General features: G+C 37.9%; 12 protein-coding genes. 10 read left to right on the forward strand and 2 right to left on the reverse strand.

The annotated features are described in order from the left end of the window. Window positions 1–87 precede the first annotated feature (87 nt). The 6 genes from P9L98_06500 to nadC are packed head-to-tail and all read left to right on the forward strand — an operon-like array spanning window position 88 to window position 9,308. Window positions 88–1,275 carry a cofactor-independent phosphoglycerate mutase gene (locus P9L98_06500; GenBank protein MDP8216942.1) on the forward strand — a complete coding sequence of 396 codons (1,188 nt, stop codon included), beginning with the start codon at window positions 88–90 and terminating at the stop codon, window positions 1,273–1,275. Then, window positions 1,272–2,870, forward strand: coding sequence for a carbon starvation protein A (locus tag P9L98_06505; GenBank protein ID MDP8216943.1), 1,599 nt, complete (start codon window positions 1,272–1,274; stop codon window positions 2,868–2,870). Before P9L98_06500 ends, P9L98_06505 begins: the two co-directional genes overlap by 4 nt. Before the next feature lie 2 nt (window positions 2,871–2,872). After that, window positions 2,873–4,108, forward strand: coding sequence for an aspartate kinase (locus tag P9L98_06510; protein MDP8216944.1), 1,236 nt, complete (start codon window positions 2,873–2,875; stop codon window positions 4,106–4,108). A 7-nt stretch (window positions 4,109–4,115) separates the two neighbouring features. Further along, window positions 4,116–5,699, forward strand: coding sequence for a citramalate synthase (gene cimA / locus P9L98_06515; GenBank protein ID MDP8216945.1), 1,584 nt, complete (start codon window positions 4,116–4,118; stop codon window positions 5,697–5,699). Window positions 5,700–5,703: 4 nt separating this feature from the next. Then, window positions 5,704–8,460, forward strand: a complete 2,757-nt coding sequence (locus P9L98_06520; protein ID MDP8216946.1) for a valine--tRNA ligase — start codon at window positions 5,704–5,706, stop codon at window positions 8,458–8,460. Next, window positions 8,457–9,308, forward strand: a complete 852-nt coding sequence (gene nadC / locus P9L98_06525) for a carboxylating nicotinate-nucleotide diphosphorylase (GenBank protein MDP8216947.1) — start codon at window positions 8,457–8,459, stop codon at window positions 9,306–9,308. The genes P9L98_06520 and nadC overlap by 4 nt, the downstream gene beginning before the upstream one ends. Window positions 9,309–9,319: 11 nt before the next feature. Here the strand turns inward: nadC and P9L98_06530 are convergent, their stop codons facing one another. Both P9L98_06530 and P9L98_06535 read right to left on the reverse strand, forming a co-directional pair. Further along, window positions 9,320–11,101 carry a carbamoyltransferase gene (locus P9L98_06530; protein MDP8216948.1) on the reverse strand — a complete coding sequence of 594 codons (1,782 nt, stop codon included), beginning with the start codon at window positions 11,099–11,101 and terminating at the stop codon, window positions 9,320–9,322. A 212-nt stretch (window positions 11,102–11,313) separates the two neighbouring features. Continuing rightward, entirely contained in the window at window positions 11,314–11,493 is a 180-nt protein-coding gene (locus P9L98_06535) for a DUF5989 family protein (protein MDP8216949.1), read from the reverse strand. 189 nt (window positions 11,494–11,682) lie between these two features. On the opposite strand from P9L98_06535, the gene P9L98_06540 reads away from it, so the two are divergent. From P9L98_06540 to P9L98_06555, 4 genes are all read left to right on the forward strand, one after another. Then, a complete protein-coding gene (locus P9L98_06540; GenBank protein MDP8216950.1) occupies window positions 11,683–12,105 on the forward strand; it encodes a hypothetical protein in 423 nt (140 codons plus the stop codon). A 203-nt stretch (window positions 12,106–12,308) separates the two neighbouring features. Then, window positions 12,309–13,136 carry a sulfide/dihydroorotate dehydrogenase-like FAD/NAD-binding protein gene (locus tag P9L98_06545; GenBank protein ID MDP8216951.1) on the forward strand — a complete coding sequence of 276 codons (828 nt, stop codon included), beginning with the start codon at window positions 12,309–12,311 and terminating at the stop codon, window positions 13,134–13,136. After that, window positions 13,133–14,548 carry an NADPH-dependent glutamate synthase gene (gene gltA / locus P9L98_06550; protein ID MDP8216952.1) on the forward strand — a complete coding sequence of 472 codons (1,416 nt, stop codon included), beginning with the start codon at window positions 13,133–13,135 and terminating at the stop codon, window positions 14,546–14,548. The genes P9L98_06545 and gltA overlap by 4 nt, the downstream gene beginning before the upstream one ends. A gap of 16 nt (window positions 14,549–14,564) precedes the next feature. Beyond that, window positions 14,565–14,838: Glu/Leu/Phe/Val dehydrogenase dimerization domain-containing protein (locus tag P9L98_06555; GenBank protein MDP8216953.1), on the forward strand; the 274-nt coding region annotated here is incomplete at its 3' end.

The raw sequence follows: 14,838 nt of genomic DNA on the forward strand, positions 1-14,838 counted from the left end.
TTAAATTTGATCTATTTGAGGGTAAAATTGACTTCAATCTTTATATATGATAGATTTAAATAGTTTTTAAATTTAAGGGAGAGAGTTATGAAATACGTACTTCTTATTGCTGATGGGATGAATGATAGACCTGTAAAAGAGATTGATGGATCTACGCCTTTAGAAGTTGCACATACGCCCAATATTGACGATATGGCTCAGAGAGGGGCTTTAATCGGTGTAGTTAGGAATATTCCGCGTGGTTTTAAACCCGGTAGTGATATAGCTATAATGTCTATACTTGGGTACGACCCTAAATCATACTATACAGGCCGCGGTCCTCTTGAGGCTGCAAATCTGGGGTTAAAACTTACGGATAATCAAGTTGCTTTTAGGTGTAACTTTACAACGGTTGCGGAGGGGAGGATGATTGATTATTCTTCTTCCCATATAAGCAACAGAGAGACAGAGGTTTTAATAGAAGGTTTAAATAAAAAGTTCGGCAGCAAAAGATTCAAGTTTTATACCGGTATAAGCTATAGGAATCTTCTACTCTCTGAGGGTGTAGGTGATGAAGTTAGGACAACACCTCCTCATGATATTATGGGAGAGGAGATTGCCAAGTTTTTACCCAGCGGATTAGACTCAGAGTTTATAAGAGATTTAATGCTAGAGTCGCAAGGTTTCTTAGCTTCCCATGATGTCAATAGAGTTCGCCTGGATTTGGGCGAGAATCCTGCGAATATGATATGGTTATGGGGACAGGGCAGGCGTCCCAGTTTCCTGAGTTTTGAAAAAAAATATGGAGTAAATGGTTTTGTAATCTCTGCAGTTGACTTGGTAAATGGTATGGCAAGATTGATGGGCTTAGAAGTCGTAAAGGTTCCTGGTGCGACAGGTTATTATGATACAAATTATGTAGCTAAGGGAGAGTATGCAATTGAGAGTCTTAAGAGGTATGATTTCTGCTGTGTCCATCTTGAAGCAACGGATGAGGCAGGTCATAACGGAGATTTGAGAGAGAAAATAAAGGCAATTGAATCGTTTGACCGTTATATTGTTGGACCGATATATGACTATCTTAAAAAGGATAGAGATTATAGGATTCTAATATCTTCGGATCATGCTACCCCTGTCAGTATGCGTACTCATACTGAAGAGCCAGTGGCTTTTATCTGTTATGGTAAGGGAGTAAAGAGCGGCATCAAGCTAAAATCTTTCAACGAAAAGAATGCCCGTGCAACGCTTATCGAATATAAAGGACCTAAGTTAATAGAAGAGGTTCTGTTTAAATGAGCGGTTTGGCGTTGCTGTTATTTTCAGTAGCAGCATTTATATTAGGATACCTCTTTTATTTAAAGTTTCTATTAAAGAGAGCATTTCCTATATCTTTAGATACTCCAACTCCAGCAGTAGAGCTAAACGATGGTTTTGATTATGTCCCTGCCCGTAACTGGCTGATGCTATTTGGACATCATTTTGCTTCTATTGCAGGAGCGGCTCCGATAATAGGTCCGGTTATTGCATTATCTCTTTGGGGCTGGGCTCCAGCGATAATATGGATTGTGCTGGGCAGTATTTTTTTGGGAGGTATACATGATTTTTCCTCTCTCTATGTATCTATGAAAAGCAAAGGCGGGTCTATGGCTGAGGTCAGCAAAATAGCAGTCTCCAGCAAAACTAAAAACCTTTTTTCGGTCTTTATTCTGCTTACTCTTATTCTTGTCATCGGGGTCTTTCTCTATTTTTGTGCTGATACTCTCATGAATAAGCCTGAGGTTATAATACCTTCTTTTGGGCTTATTCCTGTTGCAGTCTTGGTCGGGATTATGCTTTATAGATTTAATATGAATATATTTTTTTCGACTCTCTTAGGTCTTCTTTTGCTTGGGGCTTTAATCTATTTTGGCGATAAAATGTCCTTTGCCGTTCCTATTGGCAATGAGGGTTGGATAATAATTCTAATCTGCTACTGTTTTATTGCCTCTGTTATTCCGGTCAATATACTTCTCCAGCCCAGAGACTATCTATCTACTTACCTTCTCTTTGCAGGTATAATATTTGGAGTATTGGGGATATTTATAACACGCCCTGTAATAGAGGCTCCCGCTTTTACAGCATTTAACACTGAGAGCGGGTTTCTCTGGCCGATGCTTTTTGTTACTGTTGCTTGCGGTGCTATATCGGGTTTTCACTCTCTTGTTGCAGCGGGAACAACATCAAAGCAGATATCAAGTGAAAGATATGCGCCCAGAATAGGGTACGGGGCTATGCTCTTAGAAGGCTTATTGGCTGTAATAGCTCTGGTATCTGTAGCATCTCTATCCGGGGATACCTTCTCTAAGCTGTTCAAATCTTCCGGAGCGATAAACTGTTTTGGTCATGGATACGGCAATATTGTATTTCCTTTTCTAGGTTCTTACGGGGCGGCTTTTGCGATATTAATTTTAAATACTTTCATCTTAACTACATTAGATACGGCGACACGTATATCTAGATATGTCATGACGGAGGTGTTCAACTTAAAGAGCAAGTTGATAGCTACTCTGATCCCTGTTATACTGGCAGGATTATTGGCTATCTCTGGAAGCTGGAGGGCTATCTGGGTTATATTTGGCGCCGGTAATCAATTGATTGCCGCTTTGAGCCTGATAGTAGTCTCTGGATGGCTGATTAAAAGAGAGAGGCCTATAAAATATACGTTTATTCCGGCTATATTTATGCTTACAACTGCTGTATTTGCTATACTTTATAAGCTCAATCAGTTTGTAAAAGATAGAAATATTGTTTTATCTATTATATCCGTTATGTTAATATTATTGGGGATTTCGGTTTCATGGGAAGCAAGGTTTATATTTAAGAGATTTATATTTAGGAAGAGAATGGTGTAAATATGGGAAAAAGAAGAGAGATTGTTGTACAAAAATATGGCGGTTCCTCGGTTGCTACTGTTGAAAAGATAAAAAGAGTTGCCAAAAACATTATAGATTATAAGAAGAAAGGGTTTAGCGTTATCTCTGTAGTCTCTGCTTTAGGTGATACAACAGATGAATTAATAAGCCTCGCGGCTAAAATTACAAAACACCCTAAAGAGAGAGAGTTTGATATGTTGATCTCTACAGGAGAGCAGGTCTCATCGGCTCTTCTCGCTATGGCTATACATGATATGGGCTATAAGGCTATAGCTTTCACCGGTTTTCAGGTTGGAATCATAACCGATGGTGTTTTCACCAGGGCAAGGATTGTAAAGATAAATGCTGATAGGATAAAGAGTGAGCTTAAAAGGGGTAAGGTTGTAGTTGTTGCAGGGTTTCAAGGTGTTAATATTGATATGGATATTACGACTCTTGGCAGAGGAGGGAGTGATTTGACTGCAGTTGCTCTTACTAAGGGCGTCAATGCCGATATATGCGAGATATACACCGATGTCAAAGGTGTCTATACAGCAGATCCTAGAATAGTTAAGGAGGCTAAAAGGATATCTAAGATATGCTATGATGAGATGCTTGAGATGGCATCGCTTGGTGCTCAGGTTATGCAGGCTCGTTCTATTGAATTTGCTAAAAAAAATAATGTTAAGATACATGTTCGGTCCAGTTTTTCTAAAGGAGAAGGGACAATAATCATGGGGGAGGTAAAAAGCATGGAAAATATTTATGTTACGGGTGTAGCAGTAGATAAAAAAGAGGCGAAAGTTACGATATGTGATGTTCCGGATAAGCCTGGCATTGCTGCTTTAATATTCTCAAGGATATCCAGTGAAAATATAAGCGTCGATATGATAGTACAGAATGTAAGCCGCAAAGGGTATACCGATCTCTCTTTTACCGTGCCCAAGACTGATCTGACCAGGACAGTGAGTATTGCTAAACTTGTTGCTTCTGATATTAAAGCAACAGGGGTGATAATAGATGATAAGATTGCAAAAATATCAGTTGTTGGGGTGGGCATGAGATCCCATGCAGGTATAGCTGCCGGGATGTTTCAGGCGCTTGCAGATAACAAGATAAATATAGAGATGATATCTACCTCGGAGATAAAGATTTCATGTGTTATAGATGTAAAGCATGCTGAGGAGGCAGTAAGAATATTACACAAAGTATTTAAACTGCATAATATAAAGAGGTGATTTTAAGATGAAGAAAAGAAACGTTAAAATATATGATACTACTTTACGGGATGGCGCCCAGACACCGGGGATATCCTTTGCTGTAAAAGATAAATTATCTATAACTGAAAAACTAGATGATTTAGGCATTCATTTCATTGAGGGAGGCTGGCCTGGTTCTAACCCCAAGGATATAGATTATTTTAAAAAGGCTAAAAAGTTAAGACTTAAGAACTCCCAACTAGTTGCTTTTGGTTCTACGAGAAGAGCCAAGACGAAAGCCAGTGTTGACAGCAATTTGAAGGCACTTTTAAAATCAGAAGTTAAAAATATAGCCATCTTTGGCAAGAGTTGGGACCTGCATGTAATTAAGGTCTTTAAGGTATCTTTAAAGGAAAACCTGGATATGATTTTTGATTCTGTCTCTTTCTTGAAGAAGAAAGGTTGTTTTGTCTTTTTTGATGCTGAGCACTTTTTTGACGGCTATAGAGTAAATCGAGATTATGCTCTTGAGAGCCTAAGGGCAGCAAAATCCGCAGGGGCTGACTGTTTAGTTCTTTGTGATACCAATGGCGGCATGATTCCCGGCTGGGTTAGAGATATAGTGACAGATGTAAGGAGTGAATTAGATATTGATTTAGGTATTCATGTCCATAATGACTCTGGTATGGCAGTGGCCAATTCCATAATAGCGGTTGAGGAAGGTGTTACCAATGTTCAGGGAACTATAAATGGTTACGGAGAGAGATGCGGCAATGCAGATCTCTGCTCTTTAATTCCAAACATAAAGCTGAAATTAAAATTAGATTGCATACCAGATTCTAAAATTAAACACCTTACAGAGATATCCCGTTTTGTATCTGATGTTTCGAATATGAAGCAGTTTGAAAATCAACCCTATGTTGGCTCCAGCGCATTTGCTCATAAAGGCGGGATCCATATCAATGCTGTTATGAAAGAGTCCAGCACCTATGAGCATATAGATCCGGAATTAGTAGGTAATAGAAGAGAGCTTTTGGTTTCAGAACTTTCAGGTAAGTCTTCCCTTGTTTTAAAAGCTTGGGAATATGGGTATAAGCTTCAAAAAGATAAGAATGTTACCGGGAAGCTGCATAAGCTCCTGCAGAGCTTGGAGCATGAAGGCTACCATTTTGAAGCTGCGGAAGGCTCTTTCGAGCTGCTTTTAAATAAACATCTTAAGAAATTTAAGAAATTTTTTACTTTAGAGGGGTTTCGAGTTGTAGTTGAACAAGAGAATAAAGATGAGATTGTTTCAGAAGCGACTATTAAACTTAAGGTTGATAACAAAAAAGAGTATACAGTTGCAGAGGGAGATGGCCCGGTAAATGCATTGGACGAGGCTTTAAGGAAAGCTTTAAACCGGTTCTACCCTGTATTGGCTGAGATGAGGCTCTCAGATTTCAAGGTAAGGGTTTTAGATGAAAAAGACGGCACTGCTGCTAAAGTCCGGGTCTTAGTTCAGTCTCAAGACAGAGAGAGCAGCTGGAATACAATAGGAGTATCTGAGAATATTATTGAAGCTAGCTGGAAGGCTCTCTTAGACAGCGTTGAGTATAAGCTGATGAAAGAACGTAAGAGGGGTAGAATATAGATTGATGGAATCCCGCTATAACTCTAAAGAGATAGAGCAGAGATGGTATAAGTTTTGGGAAAGCAATGGTCTCTTCCGGGCCTCAGTTGATAGTAAGAAGAAGCCTTACTCAATTGTAATCCCCCCTCCTAATATTACTGGTATTTTACATATGGGTCATGCACTCAATAATACCATTCAGGATATATTGATAAGATATAAAAGAATGCAGGGATATGCCTCTCTCTGGATTCCCGGTACCGATCATGCCGGAATAGCCACTCAGAATGTTGTTGAGAAACAGTTGGCAAAGGAAGATTTAAGCAGGGATGATTTAGGGAGAGAGAGCTTTATAGAGCGTGTCTGGAAATGGCGTGAAGAGTACGGTTCTACCATAGTAAGGCAGCTTAGACGCTTGGGGGCATCTTGCGATTGGAGCAGAGAGCGCTTTACAATGGATGAAGGTTTATCCAGTGCCGTGATAGAAGCGTTTATAAAACTTTATGAAAAAGATTTTATCTACCGCGGTAACTATATTATTAATTGGTGTCCGCGTTGTAAGACTGCACTCTCTGATGAAGAGGTGGAGTATCAGGAACAGGAAGGCTTCCTCTATTATTTAAAGTATCCTGTGCTGGGTGAAGAGGGTAAGTTTGTAACAGTTGCTACAACCCGTCCTGAGACGATGCTTGGTGATGTTGCTATAGCGGTTCATCCAAGCGATGAAAGATTTGAATTTTTAAAAGATAAAAAAGTTGTATTACCTATTTTGAATAGGCAGCTTAAGCTTATTTGGGATGATATCGTAGATCCTGAGTTTGGTACCGGGGCAGTAAAAATTACTCCTGCTCATGATGGAAATGATTTTGAGATTGCAATGAGGCATGGACTTAAACCTGTCGTTGTTATGGATGAAGGCGGGGTAATGAATGAAAATGCAGCGGAATACAGGGGTATGGATAGGTTTATAGCTCGAGAGAAAATAGTAGAAGATTTAGAGAAGCAGGATCTGGTTGAAAAAATAGAACCTTATGTTAACTCAATAGGTTGCTGTTATCGTTGCGGTACTGTAATAGAGCCCTATATATCTTGGCAGTGGTTTGTTAAGATGCAGCCTTTGGCAAAAGAGGCTATCAAGGTTGTAAAAGACAGGGAGGTTAAATTTTTTCCTCCTCGTTGGGAGAAAGTCTATCTTCATTGGATGGAGAATATCCGCGATTGGTGTATATCCCGTCAGATATGGTGGGGGCATAGAATTCCTGTATATTACTGCAGAGATTGCTATAGACAGACTGAGGTTTTAGGCAGCTTAGATTCTAAGAGTGGTGAAAATATTAAAGGTATAATTGTTTCCCGGGATAAACCTGATAGCTGCCCTGAATGCGGCGGTAGGGATATCTATCAGGATGAAGATGTTTTAGATACATGGTTCTCTTCCTGGCTCTGGCCGTTCTCTACGATGGGTTGGCCGAATACTGTAAAAAGTAAACAGCAGGCTGGTAAAAGCCAGAGTTTAGGCGATTTAGATTATTTCTATCCTACTTCGACTTTAGTTACAGCGCAGGAGATACTATTTTTCTGGGTTGCACGTATGATTATGGCGGGGCTTGAATTTATAGATCAGATTCCTTTTTCTGATGTTTATATCCATGGTACTGTTAGGGATGAGAAGGGCAGGAAGATGTCTAAATCTTTAGGCAATGTAATCGATCCTTTAGAGATCATAGATGAATATGGCGCCGATGCATTACGTTTTAGTCTTATCTCTATTACCGCTATGGGCCAGGATGTATTTTTGTCTAAAGATAGGTTTATATTTGGGCGTAACTTTACAAATAAAATCTGGAATGCTGCACGTTTTCTTACGATGAATATCAATGAAATAAAATCAGTCTCTCCGTATAAAGAGGGTTCTATTTTTGATAGTTGGATTTTGGCGAAGCTTAGAAATCTGATTCAGGAGCTAAATGTTTCGCTGGATAAGTATAATTTCAATGAAGCAGCTTTTTTGCTCTATGAGTTTTTCTGGCATGTCTTTTGCGATTGGTATATAGAACTTAAAAAAAAGGACCTGTATTCAGAGGAGAATGGTGTGCAGGACTCAGCTTCTTTGATTTTGATATTTGTACTTGATAATCTTTTAAGATTACTCCACCCTTTTATGCCTTTTATAACTGAAGAGATATGGCAGATGTTAAGGCCTAACCTTAAATATGCTTATGAGTTTTTGGGATTTAATTATAACGATACAGAGAGCCTGATGCTTAACAGTTGGCCGGATATGCCTGATAGGTTTAAAAACGAAGAGGCGGAGAGCAGAATGTCGAGTATTATTGCAATTATCCAAACTGTTAGAAATATGAGAGCGGAGCTAAATGTTCCTTCTCAAGAGAAGATAGAGCTGGTACTCTTCTCTTCTGATTTAGAATTGCTTGAGACATTTAAAAAGAATATCTCTTATCTTGGGCCTCTGGCGCAGATATCGGATATAAAAATAGAGAGAGAAGAGATAGAGAGGCCGCCTTATTCCGCATTCGGCATAATTGGTGAGACCAATATATATATACTACTTGAAGGCATAATAGATTTTGAGAGAGAGAGAGAGAGATTGTCTAAAAAAAGAGAGAAGATGATAAAAAATTTGGAGATTGCAAAAAATAAGTTGAAAAATAAAGATTTCATTAACAAGGCCAACGAGTCTGTTGTTCAGAAAGTAAAGGAGAGAGATCAGATGCTGGGTCTTAAGATAGCCGAAATATCGGATATAATAGATAATATATGAAAATTACCTCCAGTATTAGAAATTTGATTAAAGCTGCTTTGGACGAGGATTGTGCAGCTGGCGACCTTACTACATTAGGACTCGGCATAGCAGGCTTAAAGCTGAAAGCCGTTGTCATCGCAAAACAGAAAGGCGTACTTTCCGGGCTCGATATTTTTAAAGAAGCATTTACGATTATTGGAGATGTTGGATTTAAGACAAAACTTAAAGATGGTGCTTGTTTCGATAGTGGTTTAAAGATCATAACTATTGAAGGTAATTCAGATGTCATACTCTCTGTGGAGAGAGTTGCACTTAATTTTCTATCTCATCTCTCAGGAATATCAACATTTACTGAGAAGTTTGTTGATGTTATTGGTCATAATAAGATAAAAATATACGACACTAGGAAGACAACTCCTCTTATAAGAGAGCTTGAGAAATATGCTGTTAAAGTAGGGGGGGGATACAATCACAGGGTGAATCTATCTCAGGCGTTAATGATAAAGGATAATCATATAAACATATTTAGAAAAAAGTATCGAGGGGAAGACTATATTTTGGAGATGGTTAGAATATTGAGAGAAAAGTATCCCCAGAAAGAGTTGGTACTTGAAGTTCATAATCTTTCGGAGTGGATGCAGGCTATGAAATCGGATCCTGATGTTGTCATGTTCGATAATTGGAATGCAGAGGACATTGAAGTTGCTTTAAAGCTGCTTGAGAAAAAGAATTTTCAGATAGAGATTTCAGGAAGTATTAGACTTGAACAGCTTGAAAGGATTATAAACTTAGGCGTTGATAGGATCTCATTAGGAAGGATTACCCATTCTGCTCCGGCATGTGATTTTTCTTTAGAAATTTTATAGCTGTAGCGGCTCTATTTTTCTATTACATATTTCCCCAACACCAACATATCTAAGCCGCTACTTCTAAATGTAGAGTAAGCATCTTGAGGTGAGTTCACAATAGGTTCTCCTTTAAGATTGAAAGATGTATTAATTAAAAGCGGTACCCCTGTTTTAAGGTAGAAATTTTTAATCAAAGAGTAATAGAGAGGATTATCCTTTTTCTCCAGGAGCTGGATTCTACTCATTCCGTTCACATGAGTTACGGCCGGTATTAGGTCTCTCTTTTTGACAGCCACGGCGTAGAGCATGAATTTTAAAGGTGATTTTTCTAATATCTTATCAAGATCAAAAAAATCGCTTGCTTCTTCAACTAGCACTGAAGGAGCAAAGGGTCTAAATGGTTCACGGAATTTTATTTTGGCATTCAATATTTTTTTCATCTCTGAGCTTCTGGGATCAGCTAAGATTGAACGATTACCTAGAGCGCGGGGCCCCCATTCGAATCTTCCCTGGAAATAACCTATTATTTTTTGCTCTATTATTGCATCAGCCATGTAATCTAGAAGCTCCGTTTCGTTATCATATTTTTTATAGGTTATATTATTCTCTTTGAGAAAACTCTCTATCTCCTCATTAGTATAGCCTTTACCTAAGTATATATCTGTTAAAATATGCTCTCTTTTTTTGTTTCCTAAGCAGTGCCAAACATATAGAGCTGCTCCCAAAGCAGCGCCGGAGTCACCTGCTGCAGGTTGGATATATATCTCATCAAAAGGTGTGTTTTCAAGTATCTTAGAGTTTGCAATGCAGTTTAAAGCTACTCCGCCTGCTAAACAGATCTTGTTTAGTTTTGTTATATCATGAAGATGGTTTGCGATTTTTATTAAGATATCCTCTGTTACTTTTTGGATACTTGCTGCAATATCAGCGAAACACCTGTTCTCCTCTATCTCCCTATCCGTTATAGGTTCTTTACTATAGGAGAAGTCATCTTTTCTTAAGACAAATCTTTGCCCTCTCTTCCTCGGTTCTCCGAAAAGCTCTACAAAGCGTCTGTTGAAACTATGTTTTGTTGAATAATGGTATGAGAAATATTCCATCTTTAATTTGAAGCTTCCGTCTTCGTTTAAATCAACTAATTTATATATCTTATCTTGATATTTAGGTTCTCCATAAGCACTCATACCCATGACTTTATATTCACCGTTATTTATCTTAAAACCAAGAAAAGCTGTAAATGTAGAGTAGAGTAGGCCTATTGAGTGGGGAAAGTCTATCTCCTTCAATAAAGTTATATTATTCTTATTACCTTCTATAAAACTGCTCTCTCCTATACCCAGAGTTGTTGTTGCCCACTCTCCAACTCCGTCAACTGTTAGAATGGCTGCTTCTGTAAAAGGAGAGCAAAAAAAACTGGATGCAGCATGTGAGAGGTGGTGTTTGGAGAACAATATTTTATCTTCAGGTATATCAAGAAAGCCAGTAATTGTAGATTTAATCCAGAGCTTCTCTTTAAGCCAGTTTTTGGAAACATCAGAAAATAGCCTAGCTGATTTTGGATATGTTGTGAGTATTGTTTTCATAATACGCTCAAATTTAATAAATGGTTTTTCATGAAAGACGACATAATCTAAATCTTTTGAATCAATATTTGCATAATCAAGGCAGAATTGAATAGCTTTTTCAGGAAACGAGAAGTCATGTTTAATGCGGGAGAATCTCTCCTCACTTGATGCTGCTATTATATCCCCATCTTTGATTAATGCAGCTGAGGAGTCATGATAATGGCAGCTTAATCCAAGTATATACATTATTGTTTTTTAAGAGATAGAGGGATGTCAGTTATTTTGTCTCCCTTTTTCCATTGAGGCGGCTGTTTTAAGCCTAAATAATCTTTAAAAACTTTAATCAATATTGCAAAAGGGGTAATCACTATAAAATAGCTTAGAAATAATAATAGGTTTATGACTATAGAGATAATCTTCTGAACCAAGCTATGAATTTTCCTGAAGAATTTCCTCATTTAAAAAAGAGCATATATGAAAGGAACTACAGCCGATGATTGTGCCAACCAGATAAACAACCCGAGCAATAAAAATATTACTACAATTGGAGTCATCCACCAGAGCTTATTTGCCCAGAGAAAAGAGAAAAGCTCGCCAACTATTTTGAATTTAGAAGTTACTTTTTTAAGTTTTTTCATGTTATAAATTATATCAATTAACCAAGTAAAAATGAAAGTTTTAATTGTCTTGTCTAATTACAGATTTTCAGATTGATACACAAATAGCATAAATATATAGTTGGTATCAATAAAGAAACTTTTGAGAAAAAACTATAAATTATGGAATTTGTCTATTAATTGTTAGGCTAAAATAAAAAAGGAGGGGTTATGAAGAGGATAGTAACTTTCATATTAGTTGTAATTATTACTTGTACTGTTGCGAATATCTCGTTTGCAAAAGAACCTAGCGAATTTATTGAGGAGTTCTTTGTCCAAGTCAAAGCAGGAGAAATAGAAGAAGCCTATGATAATCTTTTCGCAGGTTCTGGAATCCCAAAGATGAAGCCACAGGCTGTAGAGATGATCAAAATGCAAACAGCAAGCGGTTTACCGATGTATGGAAAAATCATAGAATTTGAAAAGGTAAGAGAAGAAAAATTTGGAACATCAATTGTCAGATTCGTTTACATCCTAAAAAGCGAAAAAACACCGCTGATTTGGGAATTCTACTTTTACAAACCTACATCAAATTGGTTTCTAGCGAACATTTTATTCAACGATCAATTTCAACTTCTAGATAGTAAAAAATGATGAATAATTTTGCCTAACAAAGCAATGCAGCCGACCTTGTTTCGCTGCAGTATCTTAGTTTAGATATGAGGATATTTCTATTCTGCCTTAATATTAAGCAGAAAAAAGTTGACAGTCAATAATGATATGCTATGATTTATGAGTCGTAAGGACAAAGGTGTCCGCTAGAGATAGTGGATGCCTTTTTTTATTTTAAACTAAAAATGAAGATATTAGCTAAAGAGGTATTATCGGATTTTGAAGGTGCACGTATTACGCGTATTGAAGTCAAGGCGGTTGATTTAGCTCAGAAAGCTTTGGCCGGAAACTTTGTTATTTTGATGGTCAAGGAAGAGGGTGAGAGAATACCTCTAACTATTGTAAGTGCTGATAGAGAGTGCGGTACTATTACACTTATATTCCAGGAGATAGGATTCTCGACCAAGCTGCTTGGTAAGCTCAAAGTAAGCGACTCTTTATATTCTATAATGGGTCCTTTAGGTCATGCGACTGAGATCAAAAATTACGGTTCCGTTGTATTGGTTGCAGGAGGGGTTGGAATTGCTGAGATTTATCCGGTTGCAAAAACACTTAAAGAGGCAGGAAATAAGATTAAGGTGATCATGGGTGCTCGTACTAAAGAGTTACTTATATTGGAAAACGAGCTTAAAGAGGTATCAGATGAACTTTTTGTAACTACTGATGATGGAAGTTATGGTATTAAAGGTTTTACAACAAACGTGCTTAAAGAGATTTTAGATAAAGAGAGAATTGATATAATTTATGCAGTGGGTCCTATTCCAATGATGGAGGAGGTAGCGGATCTTACAAGGGGTTATGGAGTTAAGACCTTGGTGTCGTTGAACTCTTTAATGGTGGATGCGTCTGGTATGTGCGGGTGTTGCCGGGTAAATATAAATGGAGAGACAAAGTTTGCCTGTGTGGACGGCCCTGAATTTGATGCTCATAGTGTTGATTGGGATACCTTAAAGAAAAGGAATAGTGTTTACGTGGATAAAGAGAGACATATCTGTAACTTAAATAAATTATGAAAGAAGCTGTAAGAGCAAAAGAGTTGGACCAAAAAGAGAGAATAGGTAATTTCGATGAGGTTATTCAGGGCTATACCGAAGACCAGGCTGTAGAAGAAGCCTCTAGATGTCTTCAGTGCAAGAATCCAGTTTGCGTAGAAGGTTGTCCTGTTGGAATAGATATTAAAACATTTATCAAGCAGGTTCAGGATAGAGACTATAAAGGGGCTTATCTTACAATAAGAGAGAAGAATAATTTTCCCTCTATCTGCGGCAGGGTATGTCCTGCAGAATACCAGTGCAGTAAAACCTGCGTCTTGACTAAGAAAGATGAACCTTTTGCGTCAGAAAATGCAATAAATATTCATTTCTTGGAGCGGTTTATAGGTGATTATGGAGCCAGGGAAAGCATAACTTCAGGTAGTAAAGATAAGAGACTCACTATGTATAAGGTAGCAGTTGTTGGTTCAGGCCCGGCTGGGATATGTTGCGCTGGAGAGTTAGCACGTGAAGGAGTTAAAGTCATCATCTATGAGACTCTTCATAAGATGGGTGGAGTTCTTCAATATGGAATACCGTCTTTTAGATTGCCGCGAGATGTATTGGATTATGAGATAGACTCTCTTAAGAGCATGGGTGTTGAGTTTAAACCTAATTATATAATAGGAAAGATTAAGACTTTAAATGATCTTCTAGAAGAAGGCTTTGATGCGGTATTTTTGGGTTTGGGTGCTGGTACACCATCTTTCTTAGATGTAGAAGGTGAAAATTTATGTAATGTCTATTCAGCCAATGAGTTTTTAACCCGCGTCAATCTTATGAATGCGTATAAGTTTCCTGAATTTCATACACCTGTTAATGTAGGACATCATATGATAGTTATTGGTGGAGGCAATGTTACAATAGACTCTGCTCGTGTTGCTTTACGCCTTCAGAAATTAAACAATATAGAGCCTAATACTACTATAGTCTATAGAAGGACAGAGCTTGAGATGCCTGCAAGACGTCTTGAGATAGAGCATGCTAAAGAAGAGGGAATAAAATTTGAATTGTTGGTTCAGCCTATCGAATTTATAGGTAATAAAGATGGTTATGTTAAGAAAATAAAATCTCTAAGGTGTGAGCTGGGAGAATCTGATCAGTCCGGTCGAAGAAGACCCAGCCCTATAGAGGGTAGTGAGTTTGAGCTTGATTGTGATGTTGCAGTCATAGCGATAGGATTGAGTGCGAATCAGGTTTTAACATCTTTAACACCTGAGCTCAAAGTAGATAAATATAAGGATATTATTGTAAACGCAGAGACTATGGAGACTTCTGTCTCTCATATCTATGCAGGAGGAGATATTGTAGGTGGAGAGGGAACTGTTATTGAGGCTATGGGTATGGCTAAGAGGGCTGCTAAGTCTATAGTTAAATATTTAAATGGCAGATAATTAAAGGAGGTAAAAGATGTCAGGCAAAAATTATGTAACAACTGTTTTAGAAGCAGTAAAGAAGAGAAATCCAGGAGAAGTAGAGTTCCATCAGGCTGTAACTGAAGTTTTAGAATCGCTTATTCCCGTAGTTGATAAGCATCCTGAACTTGAGGACACTGCATTACTAGAGAGGATAGTTGAGCCGGAGCGTCAGATCATATTTCGCGTACCTTGGCAGGATGATAGGGGTAAGATACATGTTAATAGAGCTTTCAGAGTTCAGTTTAATTCTGCTCTAGGCCCATATA

This window comes from Candidatus Kaelpia imicola, from assembly GCA_030765505.1.
GTDB lineage: Bacteria > Omnitrophota > Gorgyraeia > Kaelpiales > Kaelpiaceae > Kaelpia > Kaelpia imicola.

Coding starts and splice junctions, on each gene's coding strand:
- cimA (MDP8216945.1), top strand. CDS start 4,116: ATGAAGAAAAGAAACGTTAAAATATATGATACTACTTTACGGGATGGC.
- P9L98_06540 (MDP8216950.1), top strand. CDS start 11,683: ATGAAGAGGATAGTAACTTTCATATTAGTTGTAATTATTACTTGTACT.
- P9L98_06545 (MDP8216951.1), top strand. CDS start 12,309: ATGAAGATATTAGCTAAAGAGGTATTATCGGATTTTGAAGGTGCACGT.
- P9L98_06505 (MDP8216943.1), top strand. CDS start 1,272: ATGAGCGGTTTGGCGTTGCTGTTATTTTCAGTAGCAGCATTTATATTA.
- P9L98_06520 (MDP8216946.1), top strand. CDS start 5,704: ATGGAATCCCGCTATAACTCTAAAGAGATAGAGCAGAGATGGTATAAG.
- P9L98_06500 (MDP8216942.1), top strand. CDS start 88: ATGAAATACGTACTTCTTATTGCTGATGGGATGAATGATAGACCTGTA.
- nadC (MDP8216947.1), top strand. CDS start 8,457: ATGAAAATTACCTCCAGTATTAGAAATTTGATTAAAGCTGCTTTGGAC.
- P9L98_06530 (MDP8216948.1), bottom strand. CDS start 11,101: ATGTATATACTTGGATTAAGCTGCCATTATCATGACTCCTCAGCTGCA.
- gltA (MDP8216952.1), top strand. CDS start 13,133: ATGAAAGAAGCTGTAAGAGCAAAAGAGTTGGACCAAAAAGAGAGAATA.
- P9L98_06510 (MDP8216944.1), top strand. CDS start 2,873: ATGGGAAAAAGAAGAGAGATTGTTGTACAAAAATATGGCGGTTCCTCG.
- P9L98_06535 (MDP8216949.1), bottom strand. CDS start 11,493: ATGAAAAAACTTAAAAAAGTAACTTCTAAATTCAAAATAGTTGGCGAG.